Below are 16,819 nucleotides of genomic sequence, written 5' to 3' on the forward strand. Positions count from 1 at the left end.
CCGAGGTTGATTGATGTTCAAAGTGTTACGAGACTGGATCCAGCGCTACTTCTCCGATGAAGAAGCCGTGGTGCTGGCGGTCCTGCTGTTTCTGGCCTTTACGGCCGTACTCACCTTGGGAGGCATGCTGGCGCCGGTACTGGCGGGGATGGTGCTGGCTTACCTGATGCAGGGCCTGGTCACCACCCTGGAGCGTTTACGCTTGCCGGGCGGCGCGGCAGTGGGCCTGGTATTCGCCTTGTTCATGGGGCTGCTGGTGGTGTTTGTCGTCGTGGTATTGCCGCTGCTGTGGCACCAACTGATCACGTTGTTCAACGAGTTGCCGGGCATGCTCGTCAAATGGCAGTCGCTGTTGCTGCTGCTGCCGGAGCGCTACCCGCATCTGGTCTCGGACGAGCAGGTGTTGCAGGCCATAGAAGTGGCGCGCGGCGAAATCGGAAAATTCGGGCAATGGGCGCTGACCTTTTCCCTGTCCAGCCTGCCGCTACTGGTCAACATCATGATCTACCTGGTGCTCGTACCGATCCTGGTGTTCTTCTTCCTCAAGGACCGCGCCATGATCGGACGTTGGGTGAGCGGCTATCTGCCGCGCGAACGGGCGCTGATCACCCGGGTGGCCGAAGAAATGAACCGGCAGATCGCCAACTACATTCGTGGCAAGGTCATCGAGATCATTATCTGTGGGGGCGTTACCTACATCGCGTTTATCGCACTGGACCTCAACTACGCCGCCTTGCTGGCACTGCTGGTGGGGATTTCGGTGGTGGTGCCGTATGTCGGTGCCGTGGTGGTGACAGTGCCGGTGACCTTGATCGCCTTGTTCCAGTGGGGCTGGAGCGACCAGTTCATCTACCTGATGGCGGTCTACGGCATCATCCAGACCCTGGATGGCAACGTGCTGGTGCCGCTGCTGTTCTCGGAGGCGGTCAACCTGCACCCGGTGGCGATCATCTGCGCAGTGTTGTTGTTTGGTGGGCTGTGGGGATTCTGGGGGGTGTTCTTTGCGATTCCCCTGGCGACGCTGTTCAAGGCCGTGCTGGATGCGTGGCCGCGGCAGGAGCCGGTGGTGGCACCGTTGTTGTAAGGGGAGGCGCGAATCACTGCTTCATCGCCGCAGTGATCCGCGCTACAGATCAGGCCTTGTTCAACGCCTGGGCTGCGGCCAGAACGGCGTCCACATGGCCCGGTACTTTCACGCCGCGCCATTCCTGGCGCAGCACACCGTCCTTGTCGATCAGGAAGGTGCTGCGATCTACACCCAGGTATTCCTTGCCGTACAGCTTCTTCAGCTTGATGACGTCGAACAGCTGGCAGACCGCTTCGTCCTTGTCGCTGATCAGCTCGAACGGGAATTCCTGCTTGCCCTTGAAGTTCTCATGGGACTTCACGCTGTCGCGCGACACGCCAAACACTTCGGTGTTGGCGGCCTTGAATGCTGTGTACTGGTCACGGAAACCCTGGCCTTCGGTGGTGCAGCCTGGGGTGCTGTCCTTCGGGTAGAAGTAGATCACCACGTGCTTGCCCTTGAGGGCGGCAAGGCTGAAGGTCTGGCCACTGGTGGCCTGGGCTTCGAAATCGGCTACGGGTTTGTCGATGACTACCGCCATGAAAAAACTTCCTTACATTGGGTTCTGTGGGCGCCACGGCTCGATCAACGCGTCGAGGTTCAGGGCATCGGCGAAATCCAGGAACTGGTCGCGCAGCCAACTGATCTGCACGCCGGCCGGCAGGGTCACGGTGAAGGTGGCGTTGAGCATGGTGCCGCCGGTTTGCGGGGCCTGGTAGGTGTCGCAGGTCAGGTTCTCCAGTTCGACGTTATGGTCGATGAAGAACTGGCACAGCTCATTGACGATGTCCGAACGGTAGGCCGAGCTGACATACGCCACATAAGGAAGCGCCTGCGGGCGATTTTCCAGGGCGGCGCTGCGCACCACGTTGACGGTGAAGTCGTGCTTCTTGGCCAGGCCCGGCAGGCCGGTCTCCAGGCGCGCCAGGGCATCCCAGGTGCCGGAAATCTGCAGGACCAGCGCACTGCACTCGCCATGGCGGGTCAGGCGGGAGGTCACCACGGCACAGCGGTTTTCATGGCTGGCGCGGCACAGGACGTTGGTCAGCTCCATGGGGTTGGCGCCGAGGGCACTGATAACAAGGAATTGTTCGCGAACTGTGGGGGTGGACATGCAGCCTTCCTAAAACGATGAGCGGTCGATACGGTGAGGGCTGTATCGATCAAAGCATGAAGGGTAGCGAAAAGCGTCGCCAAGGGATAGGAGGTGGCGTTTTCATTACGTGATCCGCCTGATTTTGCCCTGCCTCAACCGGTGCTTTGGCCCGATGATGGCATTGCCCGTCGTTTAGTTGCGCCAGAACGCATCCTCAGGCGGTACTTCGCTTGTACAAGCATCTTGGCGCCAGTACCATTACGGCTCTCTTTTTCCGGCAGGAGCGGTTGCATGATTGCGGGCAGTATGGTGGCACTGGTCACACCCATGGATGCACAAGGTCATCTCGACTGGGACAGCCTGGGCAAACTGGTGGACTTCCACCTGCAAGAAGGCACCAACGCCATCGTGGCGGTCGGCACCACAGGTGAATCGGCCACCCTCGATGTGGAAGAACACATCCAGGTGATCGAATTCGTGGTCAAGCGTGTGGCAGGGCGTATCGCCGTGATCGCCGGCACGGGCGCCAACTCGACGCGCGAAGCCATCGAGCTGACCCGAAATGCCAAGAAAGCCGGCGCCGACGCTTGCCTGCTGGTGACCCCGTACTACAACAAGCCGACCCAGGAAGGCCTGTACCAGCACTTCCGCACCATTGCCGAAGCCGTCGACATCCCGCAGATCCTCTATAACGTGCCGGGTCGTACCGCGTGCGACATGAAGGCCGAGACCGTGATCCGCCTCTCTACCGTGCCGAACATCATCGGCATCAAGGAAGCCACCGGCGACCTGCAGCGCGCCAAGGATATCCTGGCCGGGGTGAGCAGCGACTTCCTGCTGTATTCCGGTGACGACGCCACGGCTGTCGAGCTGATCCTGCTGGGGGGCAAGGGCAATATCTCCGTGACCGCCAACGTGGCCCCGCGCGCCATGAGCGACATGTGTGCCGCTGCCATCGCCGGTGACGCCGTGACCGCCCGTGCGATCCACGAGAAGCTGATGCCGCTCAACAAGACACTGTTTATCGAATCCAACCCTATTCCCGTGAAGTGGGCGCTGTTCGAGATGGGCCTGATGCCGGACGGTATCCGTCTGCCGCTCACCCGCCTCAGCGAAGCCTGTCACGAACCGCTGCGACAGGCCCTGCGCCAGTCCGGCGTCCTGGTTTAATTGAGGAAGCACTACGCATGAAGCGATTGGCCGGACTTTCCGCACTTGCCTTGATTATCTCCAGCACCAGTGGCTGCGGTTGGATCTGGGGCCCGGAAGGCTACTTCCGTGACCGCGGCAGCGATTACCTGGAAGCACAAGCAACCAAACCGATGCAACTGCCGCCGGACGTCAACGTCGCCAAGCGTCTTGACCCGTTGCTGCCGATTCCACGCAACGTTGCCGACGACACCACCAAGGGTGAATACGTCGTGCCACGTCCACAGCCGATCTCGGCCGTGGCGGATGCCAGCGATTACAGCCTGCAGAAGAGCGGTGATTCGCGTTGGATCGTGGCGCAGCGCCCACCTGCTGAAGTCTGGCCGGTAGCGGTGCAGTTCTTCCAGGACAACGGTTTCCGCATCGACGAGCAGCGCCCGCAGACCGGTGAATTCACCACGGCATGGCAGCAGGGCAGTGAACTGTCCGCCACCATGGCCAAGCGCCTGCAGGCCGGCGGTGTGGCCGCCGGCAGCGAAGCCCGTGTGCGTGTGCGCATCGAGCCGGGCGTGCAGCGCAACACCAGTGAAGTCTACGTGGTCAGCGCCGAGCGTCCTGCCGGCAGCACCGCCAACGTCGACTTCACCAACCGCTCGGTCAACACCGGTGTCGACTCGGCATTGGTCGACGAGATGCTGGCCAGCATGAGCCGTATCTCCGAGAAAGGCGGTTCCGTTTCCCTGCTCGCCGCCCGTGATTACGACACCCCGAGCCGCGTCAGCCTCACCGAGGACGGCAGCGGCAACGTGGTGCTGAACCTGGGTGAAGACCTGGATCGCGCCTGGGCCAGCGTCGGCCGCGCGTTGGAGCAAGGCCCATGGCGTGTTGAAGACATCAACCGCAGCCTGGGCCTGTACTACATCAACGTGGCTGAAAAGGCCGAGCGCAAAGACGATGAGCCTGGTTTCTTCGGCAAACTGTTCGGCAGCAAGCCGACCAAGGAAGAAATCGAAACCCGCGCCGAGCGTTATCAGGTGCGTTTGAGCAAGGTTGGCGAGACTGTGCAGGTCACCGTCGAGAAGAACATCAACACCGTGGCGCCGGCTGAAACAGCGCGCAAGGTGTTGGGCGTGATTCAGGACAACCTGGGCTGATCCGATGCGTTTTGCCGTTCTCGGCAGCGGTAGCCAAGGGAACGGCACGCTGGTCGCCCATGACGACACGTACGTGCTGGTGGATTGTGGTTTCTCGTTAAAGGAAACCGAGCGGCGCCTGCTGCGCCTGGGGGTTCACCCCTCGCAGCTGAGCGCGATTCTGGTGACCCACGAACATGCCGACCACGTGCATGGCGTGGGTTTGCTGTCTCGGCGCTACAATCTTCCGGTGTACCTCAGTCGCGGCACACTGCGCGGGATGCGCAAACCTATAGAACCCGCAGGTTTCCTGGCCGGTGGCGAGCAGCTGCAAATCGGTGCCCTGAGCATCGATGTGATTGCCGTGGCGCACGACGCCCAGGAACCGACGCAGTATGTATTCAGTGACGGAGAGCGGCGTTTCGGCGTGCTCACCGACCTGGGCTCCTACTGCGCCAAGGTACTGGACGGCTACCGGAACCTCGATGCCTTGATGATCGAGTCCAACCACTGCCGAGACCTGTTGGCTCGCGGTCACTATCCGTACTTTCTCAAGCAACGGGTCGGCGGCGAACTGGGACATTTGAACAACCATCAGGCGGCGTACCTGGTGTATGAGTTGGGCTGGCAAGACCTGCAACACCTGGTCCTGGCCCACTTGAGCAGCAAGAACAACCTGCCGACGCTTGCCCGGCAATGTTTTGTCGACACCCTCGGGTGCGACCCGGACTGGCTGCAACTGGCCGATCAAGATTCAGGGCTCGACTGGCGACATATCGCCTAGCCCACCTCACTCAAAGCGGAGCCCATCATGGAAAAACGTGAAGAACTCTACCGCGGCAAAGCCAAGTCGGTTTACAAGACCGACGACGCCAACCGCCTGATCCTGCTGTTTCGCAACGACACCTCGGCGTTCGACGGCAAGCGCATCGAACAACTTGATCGCAAGGGCATGGTGAACAACAAGTTCAACGCCTTCATCATGCAGAAACTCGAAGCGGCCGGCATTCCGACCCAATTCGACAAACTGCTTGGCGACAACGAGTGCCTGGTCAAGAAGCTGGACATGATCCCGGTGGAATGCGTCGTACGTAACTACGCCGCCGGCAGCCTGGTCAAGCGCCTGGGCGTGGAAGAGGGCCTCAAGCTCAACCCTTACACGTTCGAGCTGTTCCTGAAGGACGACGCCAAGGGCGACCCGTTCATCAACGAATCCCACGTCGTGGCATTCGGCTGGGGCACCGCCGAGCAACTGGCACGCATGAAGGAGTTGTCCCTCAAGGTCAACGACGTGCTGAGCAAGCTGTTCGACGACGCAGGCCTGCTGCTGGTGGACTTCAAGCTGGAATTCGGCGTGTTCCACGACGGCTCCATCGTCCTCGGCGACGAATTCAGCCCGGACGGCTGCCGCCTGTGGGACAAGGACACCAAGAAGAAGATGGACAAGGACCGCTTCCGCCAAGGCCTCGGTGATGTGATCGAAGCCTACGAAGAAGTCGCCAAGCGCCTCGGCGTACCGCTTTAATCGACGCAAGCATCTGATAGCACGGAAAAAAATCTCGTTTGAGCTTTGCTTCCACGAAACAGGCTGTTATGATGCGCGCCGTTGGAGAGATGCCAGAGTGGCCGAATGGGACGGATTCGAAATCCGTTGTACCTTCACCGGTACCTAGGGTTCGAATCCCTATCTCTCCGCCATTACATAGAAAAAGCCCCGTAGCTGAATAAGCTACGGGGCTTTTTCGTTTCTGAGATTTGGAGGCAAGCTACTCGTTCCGAGCAGCAAGAAGGGCCGTAGCGTTGTTTCCAGCAGGCACAACCAACCGTATTCCGTCTTCAAGCATGCCTTACTGGCTTGATCAGGCTTTCTGCTGGAATTCCAAACATCTCATGCAGCTTCCAAATCATTGGCAAGGTCAGCGCTCGTTTTCCATTCAGCACTTCATAAATACGATTCTGGCGGCCAATGGCGGGAATAAGATCAGCCGCCGACAGGCCAGACTGTTCCATTCTGAAGCGAATGGCATCGATTGGGTTGGGCAGGTCCATGGGAAAGTGTTTGGCTTCATAGGCCTCGATCAGCGTGATCATTACGTCAGAGTAATCACCTTCCTGGGTGTACGCCCCTCAAGTCTTTATCCGCACGGCCGAAATACTCTCGTACGACATCGTATCCCCCAATAAGAGAGTCCCCCCTAATGTCCCTTCGCAGCCTGTCCATCGCCCGCCGTGCGGGTCTGGGTTTTGCCCTGATTGCTTTGCTCGTGGCCCTGCTGGGTTTTTTTGCACTGTCGAACATGGCAAGCATCCGCGCCAGCGCGGTGCAGGTGGAAAGCGGGCTGGTGCCGAAGATGCGGCTGGTGGCGGACATTCGCGAAATCATGCTGCGCATTCGTACGATCTCTTTGCGCATGGCCCTGGACCCGAACCCGGCGAGCATCCCGCAATACCGTAGCCAGATGGACACCCGCAGCCAGGACCTGAGCAAACGGCTGGCCGACCTCGATGCAGTGATCGACACCCCCGAAGTGCGCACGCTCTACGACCAGTTCCAGGTCTCGCTGCGCCAATACCAGCAAGGGCTGGCGCAGTCTTTCATCCTTGCCGACAAGCAGCAGGGCGCCGAACTCAACAAGCTGTTGCTGGTGGATATGAAAACCGTGGTCGATGGCTCCGGGGCCCAACTCAATGCCCTGGCCGACTACTACAACGCCCAGATCAACCAGCAAGGCCAGGCGGCCGAGTCGCAGTACAGCCGTTCGCGCACCATGGTGTTCGGCTTTGTGATCGTGGCCGGGTTGAGCACCGTGCTGCTGGCCTGGTTGCTCACGCGCAGCATTGTCGGCCCGCTCAGTCATGCCGTACGGGCTGCCGAGAACGTTGCCCAAGGTGACCTGACCCAAACGGTGGACGTGAGCGGCGACGACGAAGTGACGCGCCTGCTCGTGGCACTCAAGACCATGCAGGCCAACCTGCGCGGGACCTTGCAACTGATTCGCCAGTCGGCCGGGCAGATGGCGTCATCGGCCACCGACCTCAACGGCATCACCGACCAGAGCAGCCGCAGCCTGCAAAAGCAGACCGCTGAAATCGAGCAGGCCGCTACCGCTGTCAACGAGATGACCTCGGCGGCGGATGAGGTGGCGCGCAATGCGGTGTCCACCTCCGAGTCCACGCGTCTTTCCAATGAAACCGCGCGCGAAGGCCAGCACCGTGTGGGTGAAACGGTCAGCGCCATTCAAGCCCTGAGCACCAACATCGGCGAAACCTCGACCCTGGTGCAGAACCTCGCCGAGCAATCGCGGGATATCGGCAAGGTGCTCGATGTGATCCGCTCCATCGCCGAGCAGACCAACCTGCTGGCACTCAACGCTGCGATCGAGGCTGCGCGGGCCGGTGAGTCCGGGCGCGGCTTTGCGGTGGTGGCTGACGAAGTCCGTGCACTGGCCCACCGTACCCAGCAATCGACCCTGGAAATCGACCAGATGGTGACCGCCATGCGCACGGGGTCCAACGAGGCGTTGAGCTCGATGCAGTCGAGCACCCAGCGAGCCACCGACACCCTGGCCCTGGCTGAGGGGGCGGGGGGCGCATTAAGCCAGATCACCGATTCCATCGACCAGATCCACCAGCGCAACCTGGTCATCGCCAGCGCCGCCGAGGAGCAGGCCCAGGTGGCCAAGGAAGTCGATCGCAATATCGTCAATATTCGCGACCTGTCTGCGCAATCCTCTTCCGGCGCCGGGCAGATCAATGGATCGAGTCGAGAACTGGCGCAGCTGGCCGTTTCACTGAACGAAGCCGTCGCAAGGTTTCAGCTGTAGTGAAATGCGCGGGCTAGTTCAGTGTCGACTCGTCCACGATCTCGATATTGACGGCCTGCCAGTCGCCGCCCGGGCCCCTGACCAATTCGTAGGTGACCGTCTGCCCCTCGCGCAGCCGCCGTCCGCCCTGGGCGGTGGTGGCACTGAGAAAGAAAATGTCCCGTTCAGTGTAGGCGGCGGTCTTGCTGCTGATGGAGATTGCAGTCTGTGGAGTTTTCCTGGGCATGGCCGTTCTCCTTTCCAGTGCAATAGATGGCCCGTCGGGGCAGGTATGTCTGCGGGCATCAAGCGGGTCAGGACACGATTTGGACTTTATCGGCCTGCATGCCTTTCTGGCCCTGTACGGCTTCGAAGGTGACCTTCTGGCCCTCCTTCAGTGTTTTGAACCCGTTGCCCTCAATTGCCCTGAAGTGGACGAACAGGTCGGGGCCGCTCTCCGGCGTGATGAATCCGTAACCCTTTTCATCGTTGAACCACTTCACTGTGCCGTTCTGTCTGTCGCTCATTCTTGGTGTCCTCGAACCAGTGTGCCCCGCTGCAGATTCGTCGCGGTACCCATAAGCAAAGTCCCGAAGCCGCTGCTCGTCAACGCGCCACGGGACCAGCGGTACTGTCATTCCTGACAGGTTCGCCGCCTGTGCCGTTGCGCGATACTGCTTCGTTTTACCGTGGGTTTTCGCGCCGCGCGGGCATTCGGTTTTCGCCGCCTTCGGGCACCAGGCAGGTGCCTTGTGGCGTGGTGCGCCTGTCCCTTCTAACGCTCGCCTGCCGTCCCATCCAGCCCACGGCGGATCTTTTCCAGCAACTCATCGATGTGAAACGGCTTGGAAATCAGATCCATGCCTTCGCCGAGGAAGCTTTGCCGGTTCGCGGCATTTTCCGCGTAGCCGGTCATGAACAGGATCGGCAAGGTGTGGCGGATCTCGCGTGCTACGTCTGCCAGTTCGCGCCCGGTCATAAAGGGCAGGCCGACGTCGGTCAACAACAGGTTGATGCTCGGGTCGCTGCGCAGGCAGACCACCGCTTCGTCACCATTGGCGGCCAGGCTGCAACGGTAGCCGGCGTCGGCCAGGATTTCGGCGACAAAGCTGCGCACCGAAGGCATGTCTTCGACGACCAGCACATGTTCGCCCTGGCTCTGGCCGGGTGCGGCCAGAGGCTTGGTCACGATGCTGGCAGGCCCGCTGGCGGCGGGAAGCATGATGGTCACTTCGGTGCCCTGGCGGGTCACGCTGCGGATCTGTGCATCGCCGCCGGACTGGCGGGCAAACCCGTAGATGGTCGACAGGCCCAGCCCGGTACCCTGGCCCAGCGGTTTGGTGGTGAAAAAAGGATCGAAGACTTTGTCGATGACGCTGTGTTCGATGCCCACCCCGTTGTCCCGCACCGACAGGGCGATGTAGGCGCCGTTTTCCAGTTTCAGGTTGCCACTGGAGTAGGCTGGGTAAGTCGTCACCCAGACGGTGCCGCCCTTGGGCAGCGCGTCGCGGGCGTTGATCACCAGGTTCAGCACCGCACTTTCCAGCTGGATCGGATCGACCATCGCCACGGCAGGGTTGTTGGTCAGCTCCAGCTTCAGCGCGATATGTTCACCGATGGTGCGTACCAGCAGTTCCTCCAGGGAGCGGATATGCGCGTTGATGTCGATCGGCCGTGTGTCCAGCGGCTGCTGGCGGGCGAAGGCGAGCAGGCGGTTGGTCAGGCCGGCGGCGCTGAGGGCCGAGCTCAACGCTGCATCGGCATAGGCCATGACCTTGTCGGTGCGCTGGGTCTCGATGCGTTTCTTGATCAGCTCCAGGCTGGTGATGATCCCGGTCAGCAGGTTGTTGAAGTCATGGGCAATGCCGCCGGTGAGCTTGCCCAGGGCATCCATCTTCTGCGCCTGCAACAGTTGCGCCTCGGTACGTGCCAACTGGGTGGCGGCGTTGGCCAGCTCGGCCTGTTGGTGCCGCTCGCGGTGGCGGTGCTCGGTGACGTCTTCGACAAACACCAGGCTCAATTCGGCGCTGCGGTAGGGCGAAACCTGCCATTCGGTCTCGCGCAACTGACCGTCGACCTTCATGTGCAGGGTGCCCTTCCAGCGCTCGCCCGCAGCCAGGCGCTGGCACAGTTCCTGGAGCACGCCGAGCTGATCGGCGGCGAAGCACTCCAGCAGGGCGTCGGGGTTGAGGTTGTCGTGAATCAATTGGGCGAAGGCGTGGTTACATTCGTGGACCTTGAGCTGTGCATCCATGACCGCAATCGGTGCGCTGATATTGAAGAATATTTCGCGAAAGCGTGCTTCGCTCTCGCGCAGCGCATATTCGGTGTCGCGCACCCGCAGCAAGGTCCGCAGGGTCGCCAGCAGCACATCGGGGTCGATGGGGTGGATCAGGTAGGCATCCGCCCCGGCATCCAGGCCGGTGATGATGTCGCCGGTCTCGATGGAGGCGGCCGACACGTGCACCACCGGCAGCAAGGCCGTGAGCGGATCGGCGCGCAGCCCGCGTACGATGTCGAAGCCGCTCATGTCCGGCAGGTTGACGTCGAGGATCAGCCCGTCGATCTTTTGGCTGGCGATCAGGTCCAGCCCTTCCTGGCCGGTGCCGGCCTCGAGCACGCGGTAGTCATGGTTCTCCAGGCGCCGGCGCAGGGCATAGCGGGTCGCCGCGTTGTCGTCGACGATCAGCAGTTGGATGTCACGGTTCATCAACAGGCCCGCCAGGAATAGAGAGAGGAATGATCACGAAGAACATCGAGCCCACGCCTGGGGTACTTTCCACGCCGACGCGGCCGCCGAGCAACTCGGCAAAGCGTTTGCACAGCGACAGCCCCAGGCCGGTGCCGCGCAGGCGTTTTTGCAGCGGCGAATCGATCTGGGAAAAGTCTTCGAACAGGTTGCTGTGCAATTCGGCCGGAATGCCCAGGCCGGTGTCGTGCACGGCAAAGCGGATTTCCTGATCACCCACTCTCTGCGCCGAGACTCGCACTTCACCTTGCACCGTGAACTTCAGGGCGTTGGAGATGAAGTTGCGCAGGATCTGCGCGAGCTTCTTGTCATCGGTGTACAGCTTGGGCAAGCCGATCGGCTCTTCGAAGATCAAGTCCACCGACGTCGCATCGACGATCGGGCGGAACATCCCGCGCAACGCCGAGAACAGATCGAACATGTCGAACCAGGCCGGCGAGATCGTGATGCGCCCGGCCTCGATCTTGGCCAGGTCCAGCAGGTCGTCGACCATTTCGCGCAGTTCGCGTGCGGAGCTGCGGATAAACCCGACTTGTGTGTGCTGCTCGGGGCTCAGCGGACCGTCGAGTTCGTCGACCAGCAGGCTGGTGATGCTCAGGATCGAGCCCAGGGGCGTGCGGAATTCATGGCTCATGTACGACAGGAAGCGGCTTTTCAGGTCCGACGCCTGGCGCAGTTGGTCGGCCTGGGTATCCAGCTCGGCATAGAGTGCCAATACGCCCTGGTTGGTTTCGTCCAGTTCGGCGCGCAGTGCATCGGCTTCCAGGCGAAGCGTTCGCACTTGCTCCTCAAGCGAAACGGTGGTGTCAGCCATCGGTGGCCTCCAGGGCAATCACAAAGACGGTAACGTCATCCCGGCCGCGAGAGAAATCACGGTGCAGGACGGCGGCGATCAGGGCAGGGTGGCGATGGGAAAGCCCGGGATAGTCCGCCAGGTTCCAGCGTGACTGCAGGCCGTCGCTGTAGAGGATCAGCATCTGGCCACCCACTTGAGCGTAGTCGAAGGGCTGCGCCTTGCGAAACTGCACGCCGACGATCCCCGGATGGGACGCCAGCCCGCGGGACTTGCCGGGGCCGATCAGGCTGGCGCCGATATTGCCCACCCCGGTAAAGCGCAGGCTGTCTGCCGTGGCATCGTACTGCGCCACGGCCACGGCTGCGCCGCGGGTGCCGTTCATGCCGATATGCAGGTCGTTGAACAACTCGCTTGCGTCGAAGAAGGCGTCTTGGGCAAACACCGCTTCGCCGGCCTGCGCCGCGCGTTCGGCTTCGCAGCCATGGCCCAGACCGTCGGCTACCATCACGCTGAACCGGCCGGGTTCGATCACCAGGTGCCAGGCATCGCCACAGGCCGGGTCGTCGTGCAGGGAATGCTGGCTGACGCCGTAGCGGATATCTTTGGTGGCCGATGCCCGTGGATACAGGCGCGCCAGCATCGCCGTGCCGCGCTGATCGGCGTACACGTCGAACACCTGGGCCACACGAGCAATGGCGCCCATGCCGATGCCCTGGGTGCCGCCGGTGGAAAATCCGTCCACCAGGCAACTGTCCAGGTCAAAGCCCTGGCCACGGTCCACGGCGATCAGCTCCACGCCCTGGTTACCCGTAAGGCGCAGATGCAATTGGCCATGGGCGGCATGCTTGAGGATATTGCTGGCCAGTTCGGTAGCCACCAGTGCCACGCGGCCGGCATCGGTCTCGTCGAAGCCCGATTGTTCGGCCAACTGTTGCGCGGTGCGTCGGGCATGGCCGATCTGGCTGACATCCTCGATCAACAACACCTGGGTCAGGGCACTGGGAATATTCAGGCCCATCGGGTAATCGTCACGCGGGTGCCCTGGCCGGGTGCGGTGTCCAGTTCAAACTCGTCCACCAACCGCTTGGCGCCGGTCAGGCCCAGGCCCAGGCCGCCGCCGGAGGTCCAGCCGTCGGTCATCGCCAACTTGAGGTCGGGGATGCCCGGCCCTTCGTCGCGAAAGGTCAGGCGCAGGCCTGGGCGGTGGTCTTTTTCGACCACGGCCCAATCCATATGGCCGCCGCCGCCGTACACCACGGTGTTGCGCGCCAGCTCACTGACGGCGGTGACCAGTTTGGTCAGGTCGATCAGGCGCATGCCGCATTCCTGGGCCAGCTTGCGCACCAATTGTCGGGCCAGCACTACGTCCTGTTCGATGAGCACCGGGTGAGTGCCACTGCTGGCCTGGGTCATGAGTGGTCTACCCGGTCACGCAACAGTTGCATGCCACGCTCGACGTTCAACGCGGTCGCCACGCCCGGCAGGGTCATGCCCAGTTCCACCAGTGTGATCGCCACGGCCGGCTGCATGCCTACCAGCACGGTCTGGGCATCCATGATGCGCGAAAGGCCGGAAATGGTGCCGATCATGCGGCCGATAAACGAGTCGACCATGTCCAGCGCCGAAATGTCGATCAGCACGCCCCGGGCCGATGTGCGGCTGATGCGCTCGGACAGGTCGTCCTGCAGCGTCAGCGCGAGCTGGTCATGCATGTCGACCTGGATCGTCACGAGCAGGAATTCGCCCATCTGCAAAATAGGGATACGTTCCATGCTTAAACAGCCTTGCTGATGGTGACGCCCAGGCGTTTCAGGGCCAGCGCCAAGGCATCCGCCAGGTTGGCCTTGGTCACCACGCCTTGCAGGTCGAGGCCCAGGTGCACGATGGTCTGGGCGATCTGCGGACGCACGCCGCTGATGATGCAGTCGGCCCCCATGAGGCGGATGGCCGTAACGGTTTTCAACAGGTGCTGGGCTACCAGGGTGTCCACGGTGGGTACGCCGGTGATGTCGATGATGGCGATTTCCGAGCCGGTGTCGACGATGCGCTGCAGCAGCGACTCCATGACCACCTGGGTGCGTTGCGAATCCAGGGTGCCGATCATTGGCAGGGCCAGCACGCCGTCCCACAGCTTGACCACCGGGGTGGACAGTTCCAGCAATTCTTCCTGCTGGCGCTTGATCACCGACTCACGGGATTTCTGGAACGTACGGATGGTGTGCATGCCCAGCGCGTCAAGCAGCTCGGAGATTTCCCAGAGTTGTTCGGCCAGTTGCGTCGGTTGTTCGGCATATTCCCGTTGCAGCAGCGCGAACAGCGGGCCCTTGAGGGCAAAGATAAAGCTGGCGGTCTGTTGCGAGTCCTGGCCGACCAGGGCGCGGCTGTGGGAGAGCTTTTCCAGGAATACCCGGGTTTCTGCCCAGTTTTCATGGTTGACCGGCTGGGAACCGCCTTGCTGCAGCGCCGCGATCAGCAGGTTGAGGAAGTCGTTGGCCTGCTGCCGGGTGTCTTCGGCCTTGACGTTACGCGTGGCCCCCGAAGCTTCAAGGCTGGCAACCCATTCGGTCAGCAGGGTCGGGCGATGGGTGTGCAGTGCCTGGATGGTGTGAGCTTGCAGAGTTGCCACGGGAAACCTCCTTGAATGCCTTGTTGAGTGGCATGCAATTTATACTAAATTGAAGTGCTTTGAATTGTTTCGAAGGTTTTCGTTCATTTGCCTCAAGCCCTGTGGACCGGGCGCTTCGGGCGGGTGGAGGCGGGATGGGGGTCGATGCTGCCGTCGATCGCGATAGCGGCGTCGGAGCAGCCCATTTGGCTGAGTGTGCCGTGGGTGGAACCGCAGGTGAGGTGACCAAACGCCGCGGACGGAGCTGGCCGTCGGCGGCGCTGGAATTGGAGCAGTGTGGCGGAAGATACCGTTTCGGTCAGCGTGCCACCGAGTCCAGGCCGGTGGATTGCACCACCGGTTGTGCCTGGGGCGAAGCGAGGAACTGCAACAACGCCTTGGCCTGTGCAGGGTGTTCGGCATTGACCGGAATGCCCGCCGCAAAGCGCGTCACCGATTGCACGTCTTCCGGGATCTTGCCGACGTAAGTCACACCCGGCACCGGCAATAACTCCGCCACCTGCTGCAAGCCCACCTCGTAATCGCCCTTGGCGACCTGTTCGGCCACCGGGAGGCGTTCGATCATGGTGCCTTTGGCGGGCATGCCGAGCTTCTTGAACAGCTCTTTCTCGACATACACACCGCTGGCGCTGTCCGAATACGCCACGGACTTGGCCTTGCTCAGTACGGCCTTGAGTTCGGCATCGGTGCCGATCGCGGGTTTGGTCGCACCTGCCTTCACCACCAGGCCGATGCGCGAATCCGCCAGTTCCACGCGGGACGCCGGGTCGACCTTGCCTTGTTTGATCAAGTCATCCAGGGCATAGCCGACCATGATCACCACGTCGGCATGTTCGCCACGGGCCAGGCGGTTGGGAATCGCTTCCGGCGCCTTGCCCATGGACGGGCCGAGGACGGTATCGAGGGTGTCGCCGCTGTGCTGGGCGTATTGCGGGCCCAGCAGTTTATAGGCGGCGGTGAAGCCACCGGAGGTCATCACCTTGAGTTCCTCGGCCTGGGCCGTCAGCGCCAGGGCACCGAGGGCCAGGGCCGCCAGGGTCTTGAACAGAGACTTCATCACGCCGCCCCCTGCATCACCTGCCCGCGTGCATTGGCGCGACGATACAGCGCCAGGGTCGAACACAGCGCGCACAACGCAGCGAACATCATCCAATAGGCCGGCGAGGCCTTGTCTTCAGTGATGTGGATGAACCAGGTGGAGATCGCCGGGGTAAACCCACCGAAGATCGCGGTCGCCAGGCTGTAGGCCAGGGAGAAGCCCGCCACGCGCACTTCCACCGGCATGATTTCCGTGAGGGCGGGGATCATCGCGCCGTTGTACATGCCGTACAGGAACGAGAACCACAGCAGCGTCTCCAGCATATGGGCGAAGCTCGGTGCATTCACCACATAGGACAGCGCCGGATAAGCCGTGAGCACCGTCAGCGCGGTCATGGCGATCAGCACCGGCTTGCGGCCGAAGCGGTCGCTCAGGGTGCCGCCGATCGGCAGCCAGACAAAGTTCGACACCGCCACCAGCAAGGTCACCAGCAGCGCATCGGAGGTGCTCAGTTGCAGCACGGTCTTGCCGAAGGTCGGCGCGTACACGGTGATCAGGTAGAACGCGGTGGTGGTCATGGCCACCATCAGCATGCCGCCGATGACCACGGTCCAGTTTTTCACCAGTGTGGCCAGCACTTCGCGCATGGTCGGGCGATGCTTGCGGTTGGCGAATTCTTCGGTTTCCTGCAGGTTGCGACGCAACACAAAAATAAAGGGGATGATCACGCAACCGATGGCGAACGGAATGCGCCAGCCCCAATCGGCAACCACCGCCGGCTCCATCCACACGTTCAAGCCATAGCCCAGGGCGGCGGCGACCACGATGGAGATCTGTTGGCTGCCCGATTGCCAGCTGGTGTAGAACCCCTTGCGGCCTGGGGTGGCCATTTCAGACAGGTACACCGACACACCGCCCAGCTCCGCACCGGCCGAGAAGCCTTGCAGCAAGCGGCCCATCAGCACCAGCAACGGGGCCCACAGGCCAATGGTGTGATAGCCCGGCACCAGCACGATCAACAGCGTGCCGCTGGCCATGATCGACAAGGTCACGATCAACCCTTTGCGGCGACCGACGTCATCGATATAAGCGCCGAGGATGATTGCGCCCAGTGGGCGCATCAGGAAGCCTGCGCCGAACACGGCGAAGGTCATCATCAATGAGGCAAATTCATTGGCGGCAGGGAAGAACGCGGCAGCAATGTAGGTGGCGTAGAAGCCGAACAGAAAGAAGTCGAACTGTTCAAGGAAGTTGCCCGAAGTAACGCGGAATACCGCACCTACTTTCGAACGGGCAGAATCGGGCCGGGAAGGGCTAGTCATGGGTTTGTGTCTCCAGCGTTCTTTTTAAATGCTTGTTTCG

At 61.7% G+C, this 16,819-nt stretch carries 18 protein-coding genes, 1 tRNA gene and 2 pseudogenes; 8 read left to right on the top strand and 13 right to left on the bottom strand.

Translation table 11 applies throughout. The annotated features are described in order from the left end of the window. The first annotated feature begins 13 nt into the window (after positions 1-13). The gene (locus tag BB029_RS08740) at positions 14-1,084 is read left to right on the top strand and encodes an AI-2E family transporter (protein ID WP_065938893.1); all 1,071 of its coding nucleotides are present in this window, start codon (positions 14-16) and stop codon (positions 1,082-1,084) included. 49 nt (positions 1,085-1,133) lie between these two features. On the opposite strand, the gene BB029_RS08745 is transcribed toward BB029_RS08740, so the two are convergent. Then, positions 1,134-1,607 (bottom strand): peroxiredoxin, encoded by a 474-nt coding sequence (locus BB029_RS08745; RefSeq protein WP_065938894.1) that lies wholly within the window; start codon positions 1,605-1,607, stop codon positions 1,134-1,136. Positions 1,608-1,619: 12 nt separating this feature from the next. Continuing rightward, positions 1,620-2,180 (bottom strand): glycine cleavage system protein R, encoded by a 561-nt coding sequence (locus BB029_RS08750; protein WP_003172487.1) that lies wholly within the window; start codon positions 2,178-2,180, stop codon positions 1,620-1,622. Positions 2,181-2,453: 273 nt separating this feature from the next. Between BB029_RS08750 and dapA the strand changes: the two genes are divergently transcribed. From dapA to BB029_RS08775, 5 genes are all read left to right on the top strand, one after another. Further along, the gene (gene dapA, locus BB029_RS08755; protein ID WP_065938895.1) at positions 2,454-3,332 is read left to right on the top strand and encodes a 4-hydroxy-tetrahydrodipicolinate synthase; all 879 of its coding nucleotides are present in this window, start codon (positions 2,454-2,456) and stop codon (positions 3,330-3,332) included. A 17-nt stretch (positions 3,333-3,349) separates the two neighbouring features. Continuing rightward, positions 3,350-4,465 (top strand): outer membrane protein assembly factor BamC, encoded by a 1,116-nt coding sequence (gene bamC, locus BB029_RS08760; RefSeq protein WP_065938896.1) that lies wholly within the window; start codon positions 3,350-3,352, stop codon positions 4,463-4,465. A gap of 4 nt (positions 4,466-4,469) precedes the next feature. After that, positions 4,470-5,228 carry an MBL fold metallo-hydrolase gene (locus BB029_RS08765; RefSeq protein WP_027604310.1) on the top strand — a complete coding sequence of 253 codons (759 nt, stop codon included), beginning with the start codon at positions 4,470-4,472 and terminating at the stop codon, positions 5,226-5,228. 27 nt (positions 5,229-5,255) lie between these two features. Then, positions 5,256-5,969: a phosphoribosylaminoimidazolesuccinocarboxamide synthase gene (gene purC, locus BB029_RS08770; RefSeq protein ID WP_027604309.1), complete on the top strand. Its 714-nt coding sequence runs from the start codon at positions 5,256-5,258 to the stop codon at positions 5,967-5,969. A gap of 83 nt (positions 5,970-6,052) precedes the next feature. Further along, positions 6,053-6,142, top strand: a tRNA-Ser gene (locus tag BB029_RS08775). A gap of 138 nt (positions 6,143-6,280) precedes the next feature. Here the strand turns inward: BB029_RS08775 and BB029_RS08780 are convergent. Continuing rightward, positions 6,281-6,562 (bottom strand): annotated as a pseudogene (locus BB029_RS08780) (type II toxin-antitoxin system HigA family antitoxin); the annotation flags it as partial. A gap of 80 nt (positions 6,563-6,642) precedes the next feature. On the opposite strand from BB029_RS08780, the pseudogene BB029_RS34120 reads away from it, so the two are divergent. Together BB029_RS34120 and BB029_RS34125 are read left to right on the top strand one after the other, a co-directional pair. After that, a pseudogene (locus BB029_RS34120) lies at positions 6,643-7,410 on the top strand (MCP four helix bundle domain-containing protein); the annotation flags it as partial. A 48-nt stretch (positions 7,411-7,458) separates the two neighbouring features. Continuing rightward, a complete protein-coding gene (locus BB029_RS34125; protein ID WP_371914500.1) occupies positions 7,459-8,268 on the top strand; it encodes a methyl-accepting chemotaxis protein in 810 nt (269 codons plus the stop codon). 13 nt (positions 8,269-8,281) lie between these two features. On the opposite strand, the gene BB029_RS08790 is transcribed toward BB029_RS34125, so the two are convergent. From BB029_RS08790 to BB029_RS08835, 10 genes are all read right to left on the bottom strand, one after another. Next, on the bottom strand, positions 8,282-8,494 hold the full coding sequence (locus BB029_RS08790; RefSeq protein ID WP_065938898.1) for a cold-shock protein: 213 nt from the start codon (positions 8,492-8,494) through the stop codon (positions 8,282-8,284). A gap of 67 nt (positions 8,495-8,561) precedes the next feature. Beyond that, complete coding sequence (locus tag BB029_RS08795; protein ID WP_027604304.1) at positions 8,562-8,774, bottom strand: cold-shock protein; 213 nt, start codon at positions 8,772-8,774, stop codon at positions 8,562-8,564. Between the two features lie 248 nt (positions 8,775-9,022). Continuing rightward, positions 9,023-10,957: a response regulator gene (locus tag BB029_RS08800; RefSeq protein WP_065938899.1), complete on the bottom strand. Its 1,935-nt coding sequence runs from the start codon at positions 10,955-10,957 to the stop codon at positions 9,023-9,025. Continuing rightward, the gene (locus BB029_RS08805) at positions 10,947-11,810 is read right to left on the bottom strand and encodes a sensor histidine kinase KdpD (RefSeq protein WP_065938900.1); all 864 of its coding nucleotides are present in this window, start codon (positions 11,808-11,810) and stop codon (positions 10,947-10,949) included. The genes BB029_RS08800 and BB029_RS08805 overlap by 11 nt, the downstream gene beginning before the upstream one ends. After that, the gene (locus tag BB029_RS08810; RefSeq protein WP_083236356.1) at positions 11,803-12,810 is read right to left on the bottom strand and encodes an ATP-binding protein; all 1,008 of its coding nucleotides are present in this window, start codon (positions 12,808-12,810) and stop codon (positions 11,803-11,805) included. The genes BB029_RS08805 and BB029_RS08810 overlap by 8 nt, the downstream gene beginning before the upstream one ends. Further along, positions 12,801-13,205 carry an anti-sigma regulatory factor gene (locus tag BB029_RS08815; RefSeq protein WP_065938901.1) on the bottom strand — a complete coding sequence of 135 codons (405 nt, stop codon included), beginning with the start codon at positions 13,203-13,205 and terminating at the stop codon, positions 12,801-12,803. The genes BB029_RS08810 and BB029_RS08815 overlap by 10 nt, the downstream gene beginning before the upstream one ends. Beyond that, positions 13,202-13,564 (bottom strand): STAS domain-containing protein, encoded by a 363-nt coding sequence (locus BB029_RS08820; protein WP_065938902.1) that lies wholly within the window; start codon positions 13,562-13,564, stop codon positions 13,202-13,204. Before BB029_RS08820 ends, BB029_RS08815 begins: the two co-directional genes overlap by 4 nt. Before the next feature lie 2 nt (positions 13,565-13,566). Further along, positions 13,567-14,418, bottom strand: a complete 852-nt coding sequence (locus tag BB029_RS08825) for an STAS domain-containing protein (protein WP_027604298.1) — start codon at positions 14,416-14,418, stop codon at positions 13,567-13,569. Between the two features lie 298 nt (positions 14,419-14,716). Then, a complete protein-coding gene (locus BB029_RS08830; RefSeq protein ID WP_065938903.1) occupies positions 14,717-15,475 on the bottom strand; it encodes a substrate-binding domain-containing protein in 759 nt (252 codons plus the stop codon). Next, entirely contained in the window at positions 15,475-16,779 is a 1,305-nt protein-coding gene (locus tag BB029_RS08835) for an MFS transporter (RefSeq protein ID WP_065938904.1), read from the bottom strand. Before BB029_RS08835 ends, BB029_RS08830 begins: the two co-directional genes overlap by 1 nt. Between the last annotated feature and the right edge of the window lie 40 nt (positions 16,780-16,819).

The sequence above is a fragment of the Pseudomonas sp. S3E12 genome, assembly GCF_001702295.1.
In the GTDB taxonomy this organism is placed as follows: Bacteria; Pseudomonadota; Gammaproteobacteria; order Pseudomonadales; family Pseudomonadaceae; genus Aquipseudomonas; species Aquipseudomonas marginalis.

What these genes read in the sequence shown, in the direction of transcription:
- BB029_RS08740 (WP_065938893.1), top strand. Translation starts at nt 14, where the DNA reads ATGTTCAAAGTGTTACGAGACTGGATCCAGCGCTACTTCTCCGATGAA.
- BB029_RS08745 (WP_065938894.1), bottom strand. Translation starts at nt 1,607, where the DNA reads ATGGCGGTAGTCATCGACAAACCCGTAGCCGATTTCGAAGCCCAGGCC.
- BB029_RS08750 (WP_003172487.1), bottom strand. Translation starts at nt 2,180, where the DNA reads ATGTCCACCCCCACAGTTCGCGAACAATTCCTTGTTATCAGTGCCCTC.
- dapA (WP_065938895.1), top strand. Translation starts at nt 2,454, where the DNA reads ATGATTGCGGGCAGTATGGTGGCACTGGTCACACCCATGGATGCACAA.
- bamC (WP_065938896.1), top strand. Translation starts at nt 3,350, where the DNA reads ATGAAGCGATTGGCCGGACTTTCCGCACTTGCCTTGATTATCTCCAGC.
- BB029_RS08765 (WP_027604310.1), top strand. Translation starts at nt 4,470, where the DNA reads ATGCGTTTTGCCGTTCTCGGCAGCGGTAGCCAAGGGAACGGCACGCTG.
- purC (WP_027604309.1), top strand. Translation starts at nt 5,256, where the DNA reads ATGGAAAAACGTGAAGAACTCTACCGCGGCAAAGCCAAGTCGGTTTAC.
- BB029_RS34125 (WP_371914500.1), top strand. Translation starts at nt 7,459, where the DNA reads ATGGCGTCATCGGCCACCGACCTCAACGGCATCACCGACCAGAGCAGC.
- BB029_RS08790 (WP_065938898.1), bottom strand. Translation starts at nt 8,494, where the DNA reads ATGCCCAGGAAAACTCCACAGACTGCAATCTCCATCAGCAGCAAGACC.
- BB029_RS08795 (WP_027604304.1), bottom strand. Translation starts at nt 8,774, where the DNA reads ATGAGCGACAGACAGAACGGCACAGTGAAGTGGTTCAACGATGAAAAG.
- BB029_RS08800 (WP_065938899.1), bottom strand. Translation starts at nt 10,957, where the DNA reads ATGAACCGTGACATCCAACTGCTGATCGTCGACGACAACGCGGCGACC.
- BB029_RS08805 (WP_065938900.1), bottom strand. Translation starts at nt 11,810, where the DNA reads ATGGCTGACACCACCGTTTCGCTTGAGGAGCAAGTGCGAACGCTTCGC.
- BB029_RS08810 (WP_083236356.1), bottom strand. Translation starts at nt 12,810, where the DNA reads ATGGGCCTGAATATTCCCAGTGCCCTGACCCAGGTGTTGTTGATCGAG.
- BB029_RS08815 (WP_065938901.1), bottom strand. Translation starts at nt 13,205, where the DNA reads ATGACCCAGGCCAGCAGTGGCACTCACCCGGTGCTCATCGAACAGGAC.
- BB029_RS08820 (WP_065938902.1), bottom strand. Translation starts at nt 13,564, where the DNA reads ATGGAACGTATCCCTATTTTGCAGATGGGCGAATTCCTGCTCGTGACG.
- BB029_RS08830 (WP_065938903.1), bottom strand. Translation starts at nt 15,475, where the DNA reads ATGAAGTCTCTGTTCAAGACCCTGGCGGCCCTGGCCCTCGGTGCCCTG.
- BB029_RS08835 (WP_065938904.1), bottom strand. Translation starts at nt 16,779, where the DNA reads ATGACTAGCCCTTCCCGGCCCGATTCTGCCCGTTCGAAAGTAGGTGCG.